This is a genomic window from Pseudoalteromonas sp. NCIMB 1079, assembly GCF_040567695.1.
GTDB lineage: Bacteria > Pseudomonadota > Gammaproteobacteria > Enterobacterales > Alteromonadaceae > Pseudoalteromonas > Pseudoalteromonas distincta.
In genome coordinates this window covers 676515-697181 of sequence record NZ_JBEWZA010000001.1, presented here as the reverse complement: position 1 = coordinate 697181, position 20667 = coordinate 676515, and the positions used below count along the sequence as shown (strand labels likewise).

15 protein-coding genes, 1 tRNA gene and 3 pseudogenes are annotated in these 20667 nt (G+C 40.8%); 7 read left to right on the top strand and 12 right to left on the bottom strand.

Annotation, left to right across the window (positions count from 1 at the left end):
- Positions 1-138: 138 nt before the first annotated feature.
- Positions 139-1287, top strand: a complete 1149-nt coding sequence (locus ABX891_RS03230) for an MFS transporter (RefSeq protein WP_309167735.1) — start codon at positions 139-141, stop codon at positions 1285-1287.
- Here the strand turns inward: ABX891_RS03230 and ABX891_RS03225 are convergent.
- Complete coding sequence (locus tag ABX891_RS03225) at positions 1254-1754, bottom strand: prolyl-tRNA synthetase associated domain-containing protein (RefSeq protein WP_154903604.1); 501 nt, start codon at positions 1752-1754, stop codon at positions 1254-1256. The two genes, ABX891_RS03230 and ABX891_RS03225, sit on opposite strands and share 34 nt — an antisense overlap.
- A 1-nt stretch (position 1755) precedes the next feature.
- A complete protein-coding gene (locus tag ABX891_RS03220) occupies positions 1756-2151 on the bottom strand; it encodes a putative periplasmic lipoprotein (RefSeq protein WP_354628896.1) in 396 nt (131 codons plus the stop codon).
- A gap of 166 nt (positions 2152-2317) precedes the next feature.
- Here ABX891_RS03220 and ABX891_RS03215 point away from each other — a divergent pair.
- The 4 genes and pseudogenes from ABX891_RS03215 (at position 2318) to ABX891_RS03200 (ending at position 6573) form a co-directional block, all read left to right on the top strand.
- A tRNA-Ala gene (locus tag ABX891_RS03215) sits at positions 2318-2393 on the top strand.
- Between the two features lie 179 nt (positions 2394-2572).
- Positions 2573-3619 (top strand): annotated as a pseudogene (locus ABX891_RS03210) (ABC transporter substrate-binding protein); the annotation flags it as partial.
- A 559-nt stretch (positions 3620-4178) separates the two neighbouring features.
- Positions 4179-5506 (top strand): annotated as a pseudogene (locus ABX891_RS03205) (IS4 family transposase).
- A 116-nt stretch (positions 5507-5622) separates the two neighbouring features.
- Positions 5623-6573, top strand: coding sequence for an Hpt domain-containing response regulator (locus tag ABX891_RS03200; RefSeq protein WP_354630102.1), 951 nt, complete (start codon positions 5623-5625; stop codon positions 6571-6573).
- A 93-nt stretch (positions 6574-6666) separates the two neighbouring features.
- Here the strand turns inward: ABX891_RS03200 and ABX891_RS03195 are convergent, their stop codons facing one another.
- From ABX891_RS03195 to ABX891_RS03160, 8 genes are all read right to left on the bottom strand, one after another.
- Positions 6667-7017, bottom strand: a complete 351-nt coding sequence (locus ABX891_RS03195; RefSeq protein WP_354628895.1) for a glutathione binding-like protein — start codon at positions 7015-7017, stop codon at positions 6667-6669.
- 23 nt (positions 7018-7040) lie between these two features.
- Complete coding sequence (locus tag ABX891_RS03190) at positions 7041-7439, bottom strand: glutathione S-transferase family protein (protein WP_354628894.1); 399 nt, start codon at positions 7437-7439, stop codon at positions 7041-7043.
- Positions 7440-7894: 455 nt separating this feature from the next.
- Entirely contained in the window at positions 7895-9343 is a 1449-nt protein-coding gene (locus ABX891_RS03185; protein WP_354628893.1) for an efflux transporter outer membrane subunit, read from the bottom strand.
- On the bottom strand, positions 9336-12425 hold the full coding sequence (locus tag ABX891_RS03180) for an efflux RND transporter permease subunit (RefSeq protein WP_354628892.1): 3090 nt from the start codon (positions 12423-12425) through the stop codon (positions 9336-9338). The genes ABX891_RS03185 and ABX891_RS03180 overlap by 8 nt, the downstream gene beginning before the upstream one ends.
- 10 nt (positions 12426-12435) lie before the next feature.
- Complete coding sequence (locus ABX891_RS03175; RefSeq protein ID WP_354628891.1) at positions 12436-13554, bottom strand: efflux RND transporter periplasmic adaptor subunit; 1119 nt, start codon at positions 13552-13554, stop codon at positions 12436-12438.
- Positions 13555-14283: 729 nt separating this feature from the next.
- Positions 14284-14928, bottom strand: coding sequence for a lipocalin-like domain-containing protein (locus ABX891_RS03170; RefSeq protein WP_354628890.1), 645 nt, complete (start codon positions 14926-14928; stop codon positions 14284-14286).
- A gap of 598 nt (positions 14929-15526) precedes the next feature.
- Entirely contained in the window at positions 15527-16336 is an 810-nt protein-coding gene (locus ABX891_RS03165; RefSeq protein ID WP_354628889.1) for an AraC family transcriptional regulator, read from the bottom strand.
- Positions 16337-16583: 247 nt separating this feature from the next.
- A complete protein-coding gene (locus tag ABX891_RS03160; RefSeq protein WP_354628888.1) occupies positions 16584-16814 on the bottom strand; it encodes a hypothetical protein in 231 nt (76 codons plus the stop codon).
- Between the two features lie 505 nt (positions 16815-17319).
- Here ABX891_RS03160 and ABX891_RS03155 point away from each other — a divergent pair.
- Complete coding sequence (locus tag ABX891_RS03155; protein WP_354628887.1) at positions 17320-17703, top strand: hypothetical protein; 384 nt, start codon at positions 17320-17322, stop codon at positions 17701-17703.
- A gap of 127 nt (positions 17704-17830) precedes the next feature.
- Positions 17831-18217 (top strand): annotated as a pseudogene (locus tag ABX891_RS03150) (EAL domain-containing protein); the annotation flags it as partial.
- Positions 18218-18289: 72 nt separating this feature from the next.
- Here ABX891_RS03150 and ABX891_RS03145 read toward each other — a convergent pair.
- Both ABX891_RS03145 and proB read right to left on the bottom strand, forming a co-directional pair.
- A complete protein-coding gene (locus ABX891_RS03145) occupies positions 18290-19537 on the bottom strand; it encodes a glutamate-5-semialdehyde dehydrogenase (RefSeq protein ID WP_002957875.1) in 1248 nt (415 codons plus the stop codon).
- Positions 19534-20640 (bottom strand): glutamate 5-kinase, encoded by a 1107-nt coding sequence (proB, locus tag ABX891_RS03140; protein WP_002957876.1) that lies wholly within the window; start codon positions 20638-20640, stop codon positions 19534-19536. Before proB ends, ABX891_RS03145 begins: the two co-directional genes overlap by 4 nt.
- Between the last annotated feature and the right edge of the window lie 27 nt (positions 20641-20667).

Sequence of the window (20667 nt, the reverse complement as noted above, 5' to 3'; positions counted from 1 at the left end):
CAGCGCTATCGACATTAATCTAGCAAACTAGTTAAAACAAACCATGATATAGCGCAATGACTATGGTTTTAATTATGAATTAAAAGCAATTTTTAATACAATACCACGCAACCAATCAGCAAATGCACAAGCCATATAATGCGTTTACCTCATCTACTCGTTTGCTCGGTATTTATATTTTTTGTGCTTTATGCACCGCAACCCCTACTTAGCCTTTTTGCGAGCGAATTTAATGTAGCACCTGCGGTAGCTGGCAGCTTAATGACTGCAACTATGCTGCCCTTAGCCATTGCCCCGCTCGTTTATGGTTTATTTTTAGCAAAAATAAATCCACTACTTATATTACGTATTGCAATGGTGCTTTTAGGCCTTAGCTGCTTACTTTTTGTTTATGTACCTAGCTTTGAGCTTTTATTATTAGTCAGATTTTTACAAGGTTTAACGCTCCCCGCAGCTTTAACAGCAATGACTAGCTATATAGGCATGAGTTATAGCGCTGATACACTTCAAAAAAATATGACCCTATATATTGGTAGCAGTATAGTTGGTGGTTACTTTGGACGCGTGTTTGCCGCTTTGTTTAGCGACTTATGGAATTGGCAGAGCTTTTATTACGTAATTGCTTTTATGCTTATTTGCTTAGCTTTGACAATTAAGCATTCTCGCTTTACAAACCCAGCTACACAGTCGCAGCTCTCCCCACTCGATTACATTAAACAACTTAAAGAAGGCGCTATCCTTAAAGTGTACGGTGCCGTCTTTTGTATGTTTTTTTGTTTTGCTGCATTACTTAATTACTTACCGTTTATATTACAAAACACGTTTTTAATTACCAATACTCGTGACATAGGTTTAGTTTACAGTGGTTATTTAGTTGGTGCCCTCGCCTCTATTGCTGCACCTTGGTTGCTTAAAAAAGTCCCTTCGCCTTGGCATTTATTAACTGCGGTATTTAGTTTTTATAGTGTGAGTATTATTTTATTAATGAGCCACCAGCTTAGCTTATTTTTAATCGCATTTACTTTGTTTTGCGGTGCTATGTTTGTGATTCATTCAACTGCCGCACCGCTCGTTAATAAAATCAGTAAAGCCCCACCAAGTGTAACCAATGGCGGATATGTATCGTTTTATTACAGTGGTGGCGCATTGGGGTCGTTATTACCCGGTGTAGTATACCAACATCATGGGCAAACAGCGTTTATGTTTACGCTGCTTGCGGTTTGCTTATGTGGTTTATCGTTAATTATGTGGGCTTATTTTGAGGGTAAAAATACAACGCGCGGTTGATGCTTTGTGTAATTAAAAAATGTTTCTAAATCAGCTTTACTAAGCAACCATGTTTGGGTGTTTTCAAACGGATGACAATGAAACAAATCACCGTGCCAAATATCTTGGTCAACCCATAAGCTCACTTCGTTTTGCTTATCATTTAAAAGAGCCAACATAGATACACACCCAGGAGCCACTTTTAAATATTTAGCTAGCCGCTCACTCGATGCGAACCCTAAGCGTGAAAGCCCTTGTTGCTTTGATAGTGCCTTTAAGTCGAGTTGCTTATTGTGCGCTGTAATAACTAAAAAGTGTCGCTTGCCTTCGTTATCGCGTAAAAATAGGTTTTTAAGGCGAGTACCTGGGCGCTCAATCATAAACTCATCTGCCGCTAAGCTAGTATGTAGCGGCGGATGCTCTATTACATCATAGTTAATATCTAGGTGCGCCAAAAGCTCTGCTAACTTAGTTTTATCAGCCAGCATATTACAAACAACGCCCTCTTAGTTGTACACTCAAATCTCGCCATAAAACATCATTAACTTCATGCTTGTTGCCGCAATACTTACGATCTTTTAGCTCTTGATTTAATAATTCAACTGCTTGGTCTTCTAGCTGTAACTTCAGAATGCTCGACTCTTCAAAATGCTCTTTCTCTATATACTGCTTAACCTCACCACGACTTGGTCTCTTGTTAGGACCACGGTCTAAGTTAAAGTTTTCACGATGCTTAGCTTTTACCGAAACAACATAAGCAAAAAGCTTATTGCCTTGCTCATCTTGCCTTTCGTGAAACTGTTTATTATTTATTTCAAAAGGCGGCTCATCATTTGAGGCACAGCCAGCGAGTAAAACCATAAGCGCTAGAACACATTTTTTCATTGTTTTTTATCGTTTTAGTTTTGAATTAAGCCGAGTCTAACAAAAATTGACGTAAACAGTGAAAATTTACGAAAAAATACTTGACCAAATTTATAAAAAAACTTAAAGTTCGTCCCGCTTGGAACTCAGCAGTCAAGCAGTTACATTATATGTAACTTAGGAATGTGGGGCTATAGCTCAGCTGGGAGAGCGCCTGCCTTGCACGCAGGAGGTCAGCAGTTCGATCCTGCTTAGCTCCACCACTTTCCTACTCCTTTTCAAATTCGTTCTACTCTTCTATTTTTCCACTGTTTTTATTATTTTTTGATACCCTAATATTCTAATTTTTCATTCTATATAATTTTAAATTTATCCATTCAACTTGTGTCTTTACAAGTTCTTAGCTATACATAATGTCACACATTAGTACTTTAGGCTTAACATGGACAACCCTAAGCGTTCGACGCTAAAAAAGCTAGCTGCAATAGGTTTAACAGCTGGTGCAATAACACATGCGCCTTATGTTTTTGCCCGAAAAAAAGTCACATTAAGAGTGCTTGGTACGCATGTAACACTCCAAGAGGCTATCCGCAAGCAAGCGATGAGTGACTTGGGTATTAATATAGAATTTACTCCCGCAGGCAGCGCTGCTGTTTTGCAAAAGGCATCAATGGACCCTAGCTCCTTTGATTTATACGAACAGTGGTCAAACAGCATTAATGTGCTTTGGGATGCAGGTTCCATTCAGCCAATAGAAAAAAAACGACTCACCTACTTTAACGAAATAAATCCACTTACTAAAACGGGAAAACTAACCGAAACTGCAAGTATTGGTGCAGGTGATGCCCCCTATAAATTATTAAATGTTCAACCCGATGGCACGTTAAGCGCACAAGAAAGCGATCATATTAGCTTTTTACCTTATGTGCATAATGTTGACTCTTTTGGTTACAACACCGACTTTATTAAGCCCGGTATAGCATACGAAACAGAAAGCTGGAGTTGGCTGCTTGATGACGAGAACAGAGGTAAAGTAGCTATTGTAAATGCGCCTACCATTGGATTATTTGACCTAGCCCTAGCAGCACAAAGTAAAGGACTTATAAAATTTAACAATATAGGTGCAATGACCCGCCCAGAACTTGATAGATTGTTTAGTATATTACTCGACTTTAAACGCCAAGGTCACTTTAGTGGCTATTGGAACTCGGTTCCTGAGTCGATTGAATTTATGAAAAGTAAACGAGCCCATATAGAAAGTATGTTTTCGCCTGCCGTGTCTGCATTAAACAGCCAAAATATTAATGTACGATTTGCCGCACCAAAAGAAGGCTACCGAGGCTGGCATGGTGTTATGTGTTTATCGTCACAAATACAAAGTAGCGCAAAAGATGCTGCGTACGATTATATGAATTGGTGGCTTTCAGGCTGGCCTGGTGCATTTATTGCTCGCCAAGGTTATTACATTAGTAACCCGCAGCGCTCTAAACCTAAGGGATCCCCAAAAATAATTATTAAATTTCAATCACATCACTCACATCCATATTTTTCCAATCGAGTTGCACTACCACCTGTACGAAATAGGCTAGCCCTTCCAAGTAATCTCGCCGCCGCAGCTTAATGGACTGTTTTTTGAAGTATCGCAACCCAACAAATGCCCATGACACTACTCGCCTGTTTTTGCTTGAGTTAGCTTGAAAAGCCCCTGTCTTTCCTGCTTTGTCTATCACAGCACCCAGCATCATTGAGAACCAATGAGCCAATGTTGCGAGCAGTAAAAGTATGTCTAATCGATAGAGTTTGTTCGTTCTGTGCAGATCTGAGCCTAAGCCGAACCTAACACTTTTTTGGTCTCGAAACCCTGCCTCTATCTGCATTCTCATTCCGTATAGCTTGAGCACCTTTTCGAGAAAGTGGTGTCTTTTTGGAAGAGAAGAAACGAGTAGCCAAGGCTCTAATGCCGATCATTTAAGAATTAGTTAATAGCACTTGAACGATCTTCTAGGTATGTAAGAATCCGAATTCTTTTGTAGAATTCGGATTTTTTTATGCAACTTTCTAATGCTCTCGATATTATTAACAACATCAAACCTAATGACGTTGAAACACTCGCAGACTTACTCCCTTTATCTCTTATCGAAGAAGCCTATGCACTGACCGAAACCGTTACACTACGAAAAAGAAAACTAACCCTAGAATCGATGGCTTGGTTGTTGATCGGGATGGTTATTTATAATGACAAATCGATGGCCGATGTCGTTAATATGCTCGACATTGTTGATCGCGATGGTAAGCCATTTGTTGCGCCAAGTGCTTTAACTCAGCGTCGTAAAAACCTAGGTGAAGCCGCCATGAAAGCCTTATTTGAATGCACCCAAAGGCATTGGAATAATGACGCTAATCATCCTCATTGGAATGGGCTTACCTTGCTTGGTGTCGATGGTGTCGTTTGGCGTACGGATGACTCACCCCAAAACAATGAAGCCTTTACAAAACCGACTAATACACAATACCCACAGGTCAGAATGGTGTGTCAAATGGAGCTAAGCAGCCACCTAATCACGGGGAGTGCTTTTGATGATTACAAGGTCAATGAAATGGTGCTGGCTGAAAAGCTTATAGAAACCACACCCGATAACAGTCTCACTTTATTCGACAAAGGTTTCTATTCTTTAGGGCTTTTACATAAATGGCAAACAACTGGCAGTGAACGCCATTGGCTAATCCCCCTGAAAAAAATGTGCAATATGAAGTTATTCAAACATTAGGGCGTAATGATAAATTAGTCCAACTTAGCAGCAACCCAAGAGCAAGAAAGATGTGGCCAACGCTGCCTAACACCTTAATCGCGAGGTTAGTGACTCGAAAAATAAAGGGGAAATCATATAGTGTGATGACATCTATGACAGATCCGATGCGATATCTATCAGCCGATATAGGTGATTTGTACAGTCACCGCTGGGAGATAGAGCTTGGTTATCGGGAACAAAAGCAATATATGCTGGGCAATCGATTAACATTAAGAAGTCGCTTACCAGCGCTTGTAAAGCAAGCAGCGCTTGTAAAGCAAGAGCTGTGGGGAGTGTTGCTTACTTATAATATGGTGCGATATCAGATGGTAAAAATGTGCCACACATTAAAAGGTGATTATTTACCGTACCAACTGAGTTTCAATGGTAGTTTAGCTCAAATAATGAGGTTGCTTGTTGGATTACCTTATTCAACACCTGGAGCCATACCACGTCAATTAAAATACTTTTATGCGATGGCAGAAAGCCTAATTCTAGAGCCTCGAAGGGATCGAGGTTTTCCTCGTGCAGTCAAGCCAAGACCACAGCGGTACGCTAGAAATAAAAAAGCCGCTCACCTTAAGTGAACGGCATTAGAGCTCAACGATAACTTTATTTTACAACAACTGTACGCTCAAAATAAAACCGCTAATGAAAAATTAACACTTATTTTATTAATTACCGATGAAGAGTCTCCTGGCCAATTGCAAAAAATGAAAATATAGACATTATAATTATTGGTAATAAAAATAGTGAAGTTGAAATTTTAAGAAAGCTTTCACCCAATAATTTCAAAGAAAAGCAATTAAAGCCCCATCCTAAATTTTCGGGTTTTAATGCATTAGTTGTTGATGATAATAAAATTAACCAAGAAATAGCCTCAGCCCTTTTAACAAGATTAGATATGACTGTGATCATTGCTGATAATGGACGTGATGCATTAGATAAAATAGAGACAAATGACATCGATATTATTTTTATGGATGTTCAAATGCCAGTTATGGACGGACTAGAAGCAACAAGCATATTAAGAGAGCGAGGCTACAAAACTCCTATAATTGCTATTACGGCAGCCGCAGATCCTAATGATAAAAAAGCAGCGTTTAGAGCGGGTATGGACGACTTTTTAGTAAAACCGATTATTTTTGATGCGCTTTACGAAAGTATAGAGAAACATCTGCAAAGTAATGAACCTCTGAGCACTATAAATCTGCTTTTAGCAAAAGAAAACCTAGAAAATAATGACGTATTATTAACTAAATTATTTACTCAGTTTGTCAACGATTACAATGACTTTTCGACTAAAGCTGATATATTAATTAAAAATGGAGAGTTAGAAAGCTTAATTCGACTAGTACATACACTTAAGGGCCTTGCCGGCACATTAGGTTTGGAGCTACTGCAACAAAGCGCGCAAAGTGTTGAGAAAAGCTTAATAAATGAGAAAAGTATTAACTTATCTCACTTTAATGAACAATTAACACTTACACTTTTTGCTGTAAAACAATTTTTGATAGCTGATAGCTTTAAAAAAGAACATATACAGCAACATGAACTAGAAAACGAAGACTCGGTTATCGATAATATATACTCATTAGCATTAACCGCTCGCCCCGTACTGCTAAATGACGCTCGGCTAAGGTTAAATCGATAGGCACTAAATTAGCTTTTATTTGTGTTTCTTCTAAGGCCGCTAGCACCGTTAATGATGGCCCATTAGGTTCACCGTGGTATAAAGTCATATCCATTATTTTGCCCCTCTTTCTAAAATAGGAATGCGTTTTAATATATCGTTCGTGCCCATATCCCATGTTGTTCTTGTAGCCGGACGTTCATTGATTTTTCTTAACCATTCCATCGTAAATGGTGTTTTTTCATCATTCATTAATTCAGGTAATGTTAACGGAAGTGCATAGGCTAAATTAAATGCATTGATATCAGCCAAACTGTAATTGTCACTACCTAGCCATGCATGTTTGCTTAAATGCTCTTCAAGGAGTCCGATACCAATAGTGATGCGTCGGGTTGATTCTGCCATTTCTTCTTCTGAGAAGGTTCCGTGAATTGCTTTACGCCAAGCAACACGACGTTCTTCCATTGGAATACGGTCAATCGCAGCTTCTAATTCTTTAGGTCTCGGCTATTAACAGAAGGCCCTACAAATATTTTCCAGCCAATCATGCTAAATGAAGGTGCAAACCATTGATCTAAAAACTTCATCCACCAGCGCACTCGTAATTGATCAACTGGGTTCTCAGGCATTAAGGCTGGGCCATCAAACGTTTCATCAATATATTCCATGATTGCCGTAGATTCAGTTAATACACGTTCACCATGCACCATTGCAGGAATAGTTCCTTGTGGGTTAATCGCTAAATATTCAGGTTTGTGCTGGTCAAAATTTAATAAATCCAAGTAATGGCTCTTAAATTTCACGCCTTTTTCAATAATGGTTAACATTGGTTTACCCGAATTCGCATTCGGCTCCCAATGATAAAGAGTTACATTGCTATTACTCATAGAGTGCGCCTTTAATTAATTCGATATAAGTTTGTGGTGAAAATTAATTTAATATCTAAAATTGTTTTTATCAATACAAGCTGTAGATTTTATCTACCTACTACCATTAAAAAATGCTTATTAATGTATTTTAATAAATTGATAGTACGACAAGCCTTTAACTAAACTTGACCATTACAAATAGGAATAGATCACATTATGACAATTATAGTCGCTCTACTGGAAGATATAGATTTCAGCAAATTGATAAAGGGTCAACTTCAAGGTATTGATTGAAGACGACACCATCGATGGTGGAGATAGGACGATGTAGAGACAAGCCGATAATCGTTATTCTCGGTAATGCAAGAGCAGGTCTTTATCGCTTTGTCCGTAGAGAGCTAATTACATACTCACTCGGACAATCGCGTAAACCAAAACATTCACAAGGTACTAAAGTAACTAAATTTACCTTATTACTTATTATTCCATCCGCCGCCGAGGGATTTAAAGACCGAAATCCGAGCAGATCCAACTTGCTGGTCTGCTGCGGCGACTTTAGATCTAGTATTAATAAAGCTCGTCTGTGCGTCAAGCACGTCGAGATAGCTTATCGAACCGCCCTTATAACGTAGATCTGCCATTTTGAAGGCGCTTTCTGCATGACTCCGTGCTCTTATTAATAGATCGCGTTGCTCCATCGCAGAAACATAAGCACTCAAAGACTGTTCAGATTCCTTCAGGGCGTTAAGTACGACACCATCAAAATTTGCTAATGAAGCAGCACTTTGAGCCTTCGCCTGTGCTATATGGCTACGTACGACCACAGTATTAGGAAAGCTCCAGGAGATCAGTGGCCCTAAACCAAAGGAAAACGTACGGTTACCTTTTAAATTGTCATTGCGCAGATAGTTAGCCGATGCGCCAAGCGTGACATGCGGATACAAGTCAGCGATAGCAACGCCGATACGTGCAGTATCAGCTGCCAGTTGATTTTCCGCCTGTCGTATATCAGGACGACGTTTTAACAAGGCCGTGCCATCACCAATTGGTAATACGCCTATAACGTCAGGTGCTTTACGGCAAGCCTTTGCTGCATCCGGTATTTGCGCAGGTGTACGCCCCATTAATGCCACTAATTCAAACAAAGAAGCATTCTTCTTGTTTTTCAGTAGCGGTAAATCGGCTTCGGCAAGCGCTAATGTAAGCCCCGCTCTCTCTACATCGAGGTTCGAAGCAGATCCCGCCTGCTGCTGACTTTGGATAATGGAAAGACTTTTCTGTGCTAATTCGATTGAGGATTGGGCAACTTCAATCGATTCACCATAAGCGCAACTATCCACATAAGCGCGGGTCAGTTCTGCAATTATTATAACGCGGGTTAAATCATACGCTGCAGCAACTGCATCGGTGTCCCTAGAAGCCGCTTCAAGATCGCGTTTTACCCGGCCAAAGAAGTCCAGTTCATAGGATATATCCAAACCACCGCTATAAGACCATTGTTTGGGTGCCTTACCTGCCCCCCCCCAACTGGTTTGATCTCGGCCATAACTCGCACCGGCTGAAATATCAGTTGATGGGTAAAGCTCGCTACGTGATTCGTTATAAATTGCACGGGCACGGTCAAGGTTTGCTATTGCGATCCGTAGGTCGGTATTAGCGGACAATGCCTCCTGAATATAGCCGTTAAGCGCTAAATCATCGTAAAGCTCCCACCAGTTTTCCGGAAGTGGCTGTTGGCTATCGGTTTGACTCGATTGGTTAATGAATGAGCCGTCTGCAATTTTTGGCATAGCTGGCTCAGCGAAGTCTGGACCGCTTGCACAACCCGAAAGTGCGAGAATCGACAAAGTTGCAAAAGTACACAACTTAGTTTTCAACTTTAATGCGGTAAATCTCGATAGATAAGTTCTGTGATTATACATCAGTAGGCACCTCCGCAGACGCCAGTTCACGCGTACGAGCACTTTCAGCCACAGCACGGTGATCTTTAGCGATAAAACTATAAATAGTCGGTAAAACAAATAGAGTAAAGAACGTACCGATCAGCATTCCCATCACCACCACAATACCAATAGAGTAACGGCTAGCTGCGCCTGCTCCATCGGCAAATAAAAGCGGCACTAAGCCCGCAACCATTGCAGCTGTTGTCATGAGAACAGGGCGCATACGCACTGCAGCCGCTTTCTCAATCGCATCAATACGGCTAAGGTTTTCGTGGTGCTGAATATGGTTGGCGAAGGTCACCATCAGAATACCGTGTTTGGAAATCAAGCCGATTAATGTAACCAGCCCGATCTGCGTATAGATATTGAGTGTTGCATAGCCCAGCCATAAAGGCACTAAAGCTCCGCATATTGCCAATGGCACAGTGACCAAAATCACCAGAGGATCACGCAGGCTTTCAAATTGAGCAGCCAGTACCAGAAAGATAATGATCAGCGCAAAACCGAAAGACACCATTAAACCATTACCTTCTTGCACAAACTGGCGGCTATCGCTTAGCCAGTCAACGTTAGTGCCTAGCGGAAGCTTCTGTGATTTCAGAAAAGCAACGGCTTCGCCCATACTTACGCCGGGTGCTGGTAGCATCTCAAGGGTAGCCGAATTCATTTGCCCGAACTGGGTGAGCTGGTTGGCCTGTGGGCGAATATCTATCTGCGTCACAGTTGATAAAGCAACCAATGCGCCGGAGCTTGCTTTGACATAAAAGTTGCCAAGGTCTTCAGGTGTCATACGCTCACTGTCACGAACCTGCGGAATGACGTCGTAGGAGCGGTCATGGTAGTTAAAACGGTTAACATTATCTTCGCCGACCAATAATGCCAGCGTATCAGCAATCGCCTCCATGGTTACGCCCATCTCACTGGCTTTGGCGCTATTAATCGTGATATTTGCCTGCTGGCTATCGTAAGCCAGGTTGTTTTGCACGTACAGAAACAGACCACTGGCGTAAGCCGCTGCTTTAACCTGCTCGGCCGTTTCGTAAAGTGTTTTAAAATCATCAGGAGAGCGCAATACCATTTGTACAGGTAAACCACCACTGGATCCCGGTAGCGGTGGCAGTTGTACAGCCGTAACCGTTAAGCCTTCAATACCTGCACCGGCGACTTGAATTTCATTTTGAATATCAGTCGCTGAACGGCTACGTTCGGACCAGTCTTTTAAAATTGCACCACCCATCATGTTGTTTTGTCCACCAGCATCGCCACCTACGTCCATGAAACTGACGACATACTCAGGGATTGACTGAAATATTTTCTCGACTTGCGCTGCATATAGCGCTGTGTAGCCCGCACCCGCGTATTTAGGGCCTTGGGAAACGACAATGACAACTCCTTGATCTTCAGTCGGAGCGAGTTCTTTAGCCGTGCCATTAAATAATATAACAATGGCAGCAAGCACCACGATACTTACCAATAACACCGAGCCACGTGCGGCTAATGTGCCTGCTAATAAACGTGAATATATGCGGGTAAGGCTAGACATATACCGCTCGATAAACTTTTCCAAAGGCGCTTCGCCTTGCTTTGAATGCAGTAACATCGAACTCATAACGGGTGATAACGTCAGGGCGATAATACCCGACACAATCACTGATCCGGCCAGCGTAAAAGCAAACTCTTTAAAGAGGGCACCGGTTAATCCACCCATCATGCCGATGGGTGCGTAAACGGCCGCTAGTGTGATTGTCATCGCAATGACTGGCCCAATAATTTCTCTTGCACCTAGCAATGCTCCGCGTACCGGTGTATAGCCTTCTTCTATATGGCGGTGAATATTCTCTACGACTACGATGGCATCATCCACTACCAGACCAATGGCCAAAACCATAGCCAATAACGTGAGCAGATTGATTGAAAAACCAAAGGCATACATTAGTGCCATGGTGCCGACCAATGACAAAGGTATAGTAACAACCGGAATAATTACGGCACGAACGCTACCGAGAAACAGGAAAATAACGACGATAACAATGATAATCGCTTCAACTAAACTATGCTTCACTTCATCAATCGAAGCATTAACAAAACGAGCAACATCAAAAACAGATCTCACTTTTAGACCCGGTGGTGCCATGGCGCGGATACCCGGAAGTAGTTTATTTGCCTCTTTGACAATATCTAATGGATTACCATCCGGTGTGGGCTGAATCGCTATCGTGGTGGAAGGTGTGCCTGAGGTAAATGACATACTGTCATAGTTTTGGCCGCCTATCTCAACAGTAGCAACATCGGACAACCTGACTAAACCACCATCAGGATTGGATGAGACAACCATTTGGCGGAAATCTTCAACATCTCGCAAGTCAGTCTCCGCAGTAATGTCCGTTAGTGTTAATGCACTTTTGAGCTGACCCGGAGACGCCTGTACGTTATTGGTACGCAAGGCGGTAGAAATATCCCCGGCTGTCAAACCTCTTGCTGCCAATCGAACTGGATCAATCCATACACGCATGGCCAGTGGTCTACCGCCTTCTACATTAGCAGTCGCCACCCCCGGAATACCCGTAAATAAAGGCTGTGCGACACGTGTTGCGAAGTCAGTTACTTGGGGGATTGTTAAGGTATCACTATAGAATACGATGTACTGGACAGCAGTCCCGCCTTCGGTTGATTTATTAATCACCGGATCGTTGACGCCATCCGGCAGTTGATATTTAACTTGCTGAACTTTGGCGAGAATCTCGGTCATAGCGCGGTCCGCATTAGCATTCAGTACCAAGCGGGCTTTAACTTCGCTATTACCCATTGTTGTACTGGAAGTGAGGTACTCGATGCCGCTAGCCGTTGCTATAGCTTGGGCTATTGGTGTGGTAACAAACCCCTGCATGACTTCCTGAGTTGCGCCGGGGAAGCTGGTACTCACGCTGATAGTCGCGTTCTCTAAATAGGGATTCTCCCTAACAGGTAATAAAAATAAGGCGATGGCTCCGATTAGCAGGATTAGTAAACTGACGACCAGTGCTAATATCGGGCGGCGGATAAAAATATCGGTAAAATGCATAACGCGCTCCTTACAGATCGCTGAGGACAGTTGAAGCTGCCGCATCAGTACTAATTCTAACGGTGGCTTGTGGAGGCAAACGGTTTTGACCAGCCGTCACTACCACATCGTTGCGCTTAACGCCTTGAGTAATGATGATGTCGTTACCTATGCGACGGCCTGTTGTAACGGGTATAGATACGGCGGTACCAATATTATTAGCATTCAGGTTTTGCACTAACACTACATGATCACCGGAGGCTGACGTCAGAATAGCAGTCAGTGGTAAAATAACGGCATTGGCGGTGGCCGGTAGTTCGAGATTCGCAGTAACATACATACCCGATTTGAGCTGATGATTACCATTAGGCAGCAAAGCTTGTACGGCAACATTACGCGTTTCACGATTGATGCGAGGCTCGACAGTACTGACTTTGGCAGTAAACGAATGCTCAGGAATAGCATCAACGCTGACTTTTACCGGCGCATCGATACTCAGTTGAGCAATATCCTGTTGCGGCAAGGTAAAGTTGACATACAAAGGGTCGTGCTGAGTCAACGTGGCAATTGAGTCTCCCGCATTGAGGTATTGACCGAGATTGACCTGTCTTATACCGATTTGCCCGGAAAAAGGAGCACGGATCGTTTTTTGCTGAATACGTGCATCAAGCTGCTTAACGGCTGCTTGAGCTTGTGCGGCTTCGGCTTTACGTTGCTCCAGTATTTCACGCGATTCGGCACCTGATGTTGACAAGTTTTGTGAACGTTTTAATTGCACTAGCGCGAAGTCTGCTTTGGCTTTTGCCGCAGCACGGTCTGCCTGTTCTGGTGCATCGAAAAGCTTAACTAATACCTCTCCTTTTTTTACGGCTTGCCCGGCTTTAAAGTTAATGGCGGTTACGCGGCCTGATGTATCCGGTGCCAGTAACACTTCACGCACCGCTTGCAAGCTGCCAACGGCCTGCAGGTAATTGGAAACACTTTGGCTTTTTGCTTTTATTGCAGAAACAGGAATAGGTGGTGTTTCTTCCTGTACCGGATTGCCCATTCGCGCATCTCTCCATTTGTATAGCAAGCCGAAAATAATGGCCAAGGCAAGTATGCAAATAATAAATGAGACTATAGCTCGGCGGTTTGTATTTTTTTTCATATGCGACTCCTATCGCTGGCGATGCCTTAAAAACTAAAATCGTTATGGTTGATCATTAAATAAAGGGGATATAATGCATAATGTTCTCGTTAAGAATTATAAAAATAGCTCTAACGTAATATATGTCTAACCATATTAAGTTGTAGTTTACCCTGATTACATCGTTTCTTTATTGCCACTTATCGTCACAATACTTTTCATTCCGGCCAATCTTACCTAAATAGACTATTTTGTTATCTTTAAGCTCTGCATAAAAAGTTTTAACTGAAATAAAATAAATCATCTGAAATTCGCGATAGGACAAATGATTATGATGTAAAGCTTTATTACTTACTCACAATCCCTTGTTTATTTATAATAAGGGTATTGATACATTGATGTTGCTTAGCCTTATTTTGAACAATAGCCGTTTTTAGCACAGTGCTGCATTATAAAAATCTTAGGGCTTTTTACTTGGATCTGATACTTGGAATTTATTCATCTCTTCTAAATTTATAAAAGTGTATTACATAAGAAAAATTTAAAGAATAGACTTCAGGGTTATGATTTTTTAATCCACCTTTAAAATAGTGAATCTGTAAGCGGGGCTGAAAATTATAATATAAAGAATTGAAATACGGGCTGATAATCGGTTGTGGATTTATAATAACGAGCGTTCTAATCCTACATGGGATTGGGTGGTGTAACTCTTGACAGAGTGTTCACCCCCTCACCACTATGACAGAGCACCTACCAGCCGCCAACCATTTCGGTGTAGCACAAACCTGTTACCTTTTCACCTTTATAGCTACCTGTTATGGTGCAGGCACCTTCATAGACGGCGCGTCCCACTTCAGTTTCAGCACCTGATATTTCTTGCCCTTTAGGTGTTGCCGTAACCTCGAAAACCCCCTCCAGTGCGGGAATTTTCACTATCCAGCGTGATGGAAAATGTCGTCCTGATTCGGGGCTTATCCAGACGTCAGATGCATCCTTTTCAAGCGGAAGAACATTCGCAATAGTGTGGGTGCCATCTGGACTTACAACTATCGCCCACGCCTGATCTTTTCCCTCAAAGATCACATCCCAAAGAGAAATAACATCGCCGTTATTAAGGCGGAAATTCATCCATGTCCATTTAAATTTATCCGTCTGCAAGACTGAAAGGGGTTGATCCATCCATTGACGATCAAACCAAGTTGTTCCAGAAACCTGATAAGTGCTATCACCCAGAATCACGGTTCCCGATGTATCCATCTTCGGGAATGCAAACTGATATGTAGGAACACCCAGAAATGGAAATACACCAGCTCCATTGTTGTACAGTATCGGCCCAGCAGCGCGTGTGACGAGATCGACGGAAAAGCCATCGGGTAAAGTAGCTTGGATGGACATTTCTTCTATGTTCCTAGTCTATTTTGCGCCAGGCATACGGATATCAATATTGTCTCCCGATTTTGTAATACTGACGTCAGATATTGGATATACTTTTATAAACGTCTTGACTACACCAGTAACGCTGTCGGTAATTCCAAGTGTTATCCGGGCTAATTGTTGATTCTAATATGCAATAAACTTTCATAGCGCGATCATACGCCTATTATTTCCCTGCGGTCGCCATCATAATGGCAAACTTATGGATATTAAAACACATTTAATATATGGGCGATATTTGAGTTAAGCCAAGCTACTTTTCATTTCAGCCAAGTTGTTAAGTGCTCAAGTATTTAGTCGGACGACCTTCGTAAATATCCGTAGTATCTGGAAAAATTATCTACCAAGCACAGCTGTGGGTAATGCTAATTCTGATGCAACAAAGATAGCTAAACCATTAATGGACTGGCGAAAGTGACGATTAGTCGTTCAAAAAAATTCAAGATATCAATAAACTTTAGCACCTCAATCAATATTTTTATGTTTTTACGAGGAAATAGCGTTGATGATCAAACGGCATAGAAGACTGAGGCTTTTGGTGGTAGTAATTTAGCTACTTTTAAGAGTCACCCTCTTTCGGAAATACAATAGCAGGATATAAATGTTGCTCATCTAACGCTATTTTGTTTTTTCGTTCGGTTAAATAACGTGCAGGCGGCTTGCCTAAAGCTTTGCGAAACATTGTAACAAAACCACTTGCGTTCTCATAACCAAGATCAAGTGCTACGGTTTGTACACTTTCTCCTTTTGATAAACGCTGCAAAGAAATAATAATATGCATTTGTCGACGCCATTTTCCAAAACTCATACCAATTTCTTGAGATAATAACCGACTAAGACTACGTTCACTCATTCCTATTCGAATCGCCCATTCTTTTACTAAGGCTTTATCTGAGGGGGAAGCAAGTACCATATTCGCCAACTTTCGTAATTTATTATCTTTTGGCATAGGTAGATGTAAATCATCAATGGGGGCCGCTATCAATTCATCTAATAATGTGGCAATTAATCGAGTTTCAGCGCCTTTTAATGGATAAAGTGCAGGAAAGCGACTAACGCGAATAAATAATTCTCCTAGCAAGAGAGAAACTGAGATCGTACAACAAACCTTTGGAAGGTTAGGCACTACGTTAGGATCAATAAACAAGCAATAACATTCCGTTTCTCCAGAGCCTTTTGCTGAATGCATTAAGCCACTAGGGATCCATATTGCACATTGAGAAGGGACAATCCATACACCATCTTCAACAGTACAATTAATAATGCCACGTACCGTAAAAATTATTTGGGCTTTATTATGAACATGCGGCTCATGCTCCCAATCATGACCAACTGAGGATTGCGATATTGCGACCACAGGCCTTGGCACAGAATCTATATCTATATTATCTATGTCCGTTTTTTTTAAATTATTAATAATATTTCCTCATTATAAGAGTATATTCAAAACTGCATCTACTAAGTTAAACATCTGCAGGGTTGTTTTGTTTGAATGATATTCGAATAACTACGAACATATCATCGAGAGAAACTAGCTAAACAAATAGCTCACTATATAAACCTTGTTTTATAATTTACATTTTAAACAAGGTTTATATTTCTAGGAACGCCATAATTTACGTGACAAAACTCCCTACATTTGAATTATAATTTTTATCAAATAAGTTATTTATATCAAGTTTTGCCGATAAGTTATGATTGAAATCATATTTTGACATTAAATTTTCGAGCATATAGGAAGCTTGATTGATAGTCTCTCCTTGATAAACACCATCTGTTTCACTTATCCAATGAATACCTCCACCTAAATTTAGCTTACCAGGTTTATAGGTGGTAAATAATTTCACCGTTTTTATTGGTATTTACAGCATTATAGCATCTCATGTTAAATATAAGATAGCGGGATAGCATCTCATGTTAAATATAAGATAGCGGGGTTTTGATAAATTACTTTCCAATTCGGCCAAATGAGTCAAAGTATATTTAGTTTAAAATATTTATGGAGAATGCAACCGAACGATAAAACAAACGTTTTCTTAATTTAAAAAATATCACAGCACGTAAAGACTTGGACGATAAGCGCTTCTCCCTTATCGACTAAATCATGAAAGATCTTACCTAAATATTATTTCACGAATTTTTCCAGATAAATATAATACGGCATATACGATCTGATATTTTATGGGACAAAATCTTTCAGAGCTGGGGGATTTATCTATTTAAATTACTTACCACACTAAAAATGGCTGAGTTGAACAATATTTTGACAAATTTGTGAAATTACATCCAAGGCCTCCTCGGGTATAGTAATAGTTCTTATTATTATTCAATCTCAATTTTAGGCGATATATTATGTTAGATAGTACGAAATTTCCTCTTGTTTATATGACAAAAAACACTTCATCTGAGGCAAGTAAAGATGATCAATTTAAAGAACTTGAAGATTTACTTAAACTTAAACAACCTTTTGTTATCATTAGTGATGGTGGGTTCTCTGATAAAAAACATGAACACTCTAAAGAAGAAAATAAAAAAATGTCTCGTTGGATGAAAAAGAATAAAGTTGAAATGAAAAGTTATATTCAAAGCATGATTTTAATAGAGCCAAGTTTAGCAAAACGCTTAGCTGCAAAAACTTTTGCTATTACATTCAATAAATTTTGGGGATATCCACTATTAATTGCTGATTCTAAAGAAGATGCTTTAAACATTGCCCATGCGCTAATAGGAAAATAATATGAACCATAACCATGAAGTAATACTTAATCTGGTTTGTTATAATTGATGCGTAATATCATGATGTAGGTCGGTCAATGCTATTCAGGCCAATCACTTTTTTGTTCGACAGTAGATCTTGACGTGGTCTGTTGAGATAATTGAAGGTACATTGCTTAATCATATGGAAGCGGCTATTGAAGCGGTTCACTTTCTCAAGAAACTAGGTATTAGAGTATCAATTGACGACTTTGGTACTGGATATTCGAGTTTAACCTACCTAAAACAATTACCAATACAAGAACTTAAAATTGATCGTTCTTTTGTTTTAGAGGCTCCTACCGATAACAACGATAAACTAATTATTGATATGATTGTAAGCTTAGGTCGTTTATTTGAACTCGAGATAGTTGCTGAAGGCGTAGAGAACCAGTCCCACTTTGATTTACTACAGGAGTATCCTGAGGTTATTCTGCAAGGCTATTATTTACACAGACCAGAACCTGCAAGTGATTGGTTTAAAAAGTTAAAGTAACTATAGCGTGATTTATAAACTTAAAAGCCGAGCATGAATATGCTCGGCTTTTTATGGACTTAATTTTTACGGTTACTCGCGAACTTGGCCAACTCCATTAACTAAATACTTTTCGGTCGTTAGTGACTCTAGGCCCATAGGACCGTATGCATGTAGCTTGGAAGTAGCTATACCAATCTCTGCGCCTAGGCCCAATTGTGAGCCATCAGAAAAACGAGACGATGCGTTAACCATTACTACAGAAGCATCAACACTGCGTTGGAATAACTCTGCAGCAGCTTCATTTTTAGTACAAATTACTTCTGTATGGTTTGAACCAAACTGTGCAATGTGTTCAACCGCTGCCGTAAAGTTTGGAACAACGCGAATAGCGATTTCTAAGTCTAGGTATTCTTCACCAAACTCGTTATCGGCTAGGACTGTTGCGTTATCAAAGTATTTAGCTGCAAAGCTGTCAGCATTTATTTTTACACCTTCTTGGCGTAATACAACTGCACACAGATTTAAAAACTCATCTGCCACATCTTGATGCACAACTAAACCTTCTAGTGCATTACAAACACCGGTACGCTGCGTTTTACCATTAAGCAGTAAGTTAAGCGCAATTTCTAGGTCTGCATCTTTATCTACATATAGATGACAAACGCCTTTGTAATGCTGAATTACTGGGATCGTGCTGTTTTCAGTAACAAAGTTAATTAAACCCTCGCCGCCGCGTGGAATGATTAAATCAATGCTTTCGCGTTGCTGCATCAGTTCCATTAACAGCGCACGGTCTGGATCTGGAATCACTGAAATAAGTGATACCGGTAAGTTGTGCTTCTCAAGTACGCTGTGCATTACACTTGCGATAGCTTGTGAACTTCTAAGTGCTTCTTTGCCGCCACGTAAAATTACGCCATTACCTGATTTAAAGCATAATGCACCAGCGTCTGCTGTCACATTCGGGCGTGCTTCGTAAATCATACATACAACGCCAAGAGGTACTCGCATTTTGCGAATTTTAATACCATTTGGGCGCTCAGTAATATCACGCAGCTGACCAACAGGATCATCAAGGCTTACGATTACTTCAATACCTTCTGCCATTGCTTCAATACGCTCATCGTTTAACGTTAAGCGGTCGATCATTGAGGCTGCTAAGTTATTGTCGCGTGCTGCGCTTAAATCACTTTCATTTTCTTTTATTATAAATGCTTTTTGCTCTCTTAGTGCCGCTGCCATTTCAACTAATACTTGGTTTTTAGTCTCGGTATCGAGTAAAGCAAGTGTATGTGCAGCTTTAGCTGCCTGACGTGAAATGTCCGTAATTAAACTCATGACTTCTCCAATAATGCGATATGTTTTTCAGATATAACTGGTCCAATTGAATCCTGCATTTTTTCGCTGAATTCACTCTGTTCGTTGTCTGCAATAAAGTTTAACAAACAGCTACTATAATTTGCGGTCGCTTTAGCTAAACGCGTACCGTCTTCACTACGTACTAAAATGGTATCACCCACGGCAAATTCACCGTGAACTTCCATGATTTCGTCACCACGAATACATCCACTTTCACCTTCAAGAGATTCATCAAATGATCCATCAACAACAACTTCACCTTGCTCATTTGCTGTATGTGTCATCCAATGAATAGAGTCCTGCATCGGTTTTTCGTACGGTAAAAATACACTACCTGGGTTTTCTCCAGCTAGCAGTTTTGTAAATGTTTCTTCTTTAAAGCCATTTATAATATAAGTCGCTATACCATGTGACGTTGCTTTTTCTGCCGCTTCTATTTTAGTTTTCATACCACCAGTACCTACCGCACTTGTAGCACATCCTGCCATAGCATAAATAGATTCATCAATTGATTTTATTTCAGGCAGTAACACCGCATCATCATGTAAGTTAGGGTTTTTATCATATAGCCCATCAACGTCTGAGAATATTAATAAAGCATCTGCATCGGCAGCTGCTGCGACCATTGCTGATAAGTTATCGTTGTCACCTACTCGTAAATCGTCGGTGGTTACGGCATCGTTTTCATTAATGATAGGAAGTACACCATGTTCAAGTAAAGTGAACACGGTTTCACGGATGCTCTGGTAACGCTCGCGGTCTCGTAAATCGCCATGCGTTAATAATAGCTGCGCAGATGGAAAGTCAAAAAAGCGGTCCCACATGGCAATCATTTCTGTTTGACCCGCTGCCGCCATTGCTTTTTTCATTACCACAGAGCGTGGTTTGTCTGATGGGAATAAATGTGCGCCAGCCGCTACAGAACCCGATGATACTAAAATCACCTCGATTCCACGGGCACGACAACGAACAATGAACTGTGCGATGGTTAATATGTAACGCGAACGGCAGCCATCTTGATCTGGTGCAATTAATGCACTACCTACTTTAAGTACGATACGTCGCCAATTTAACTTTTGCATAAATGCTCAACTTTCCATTTTATCTGC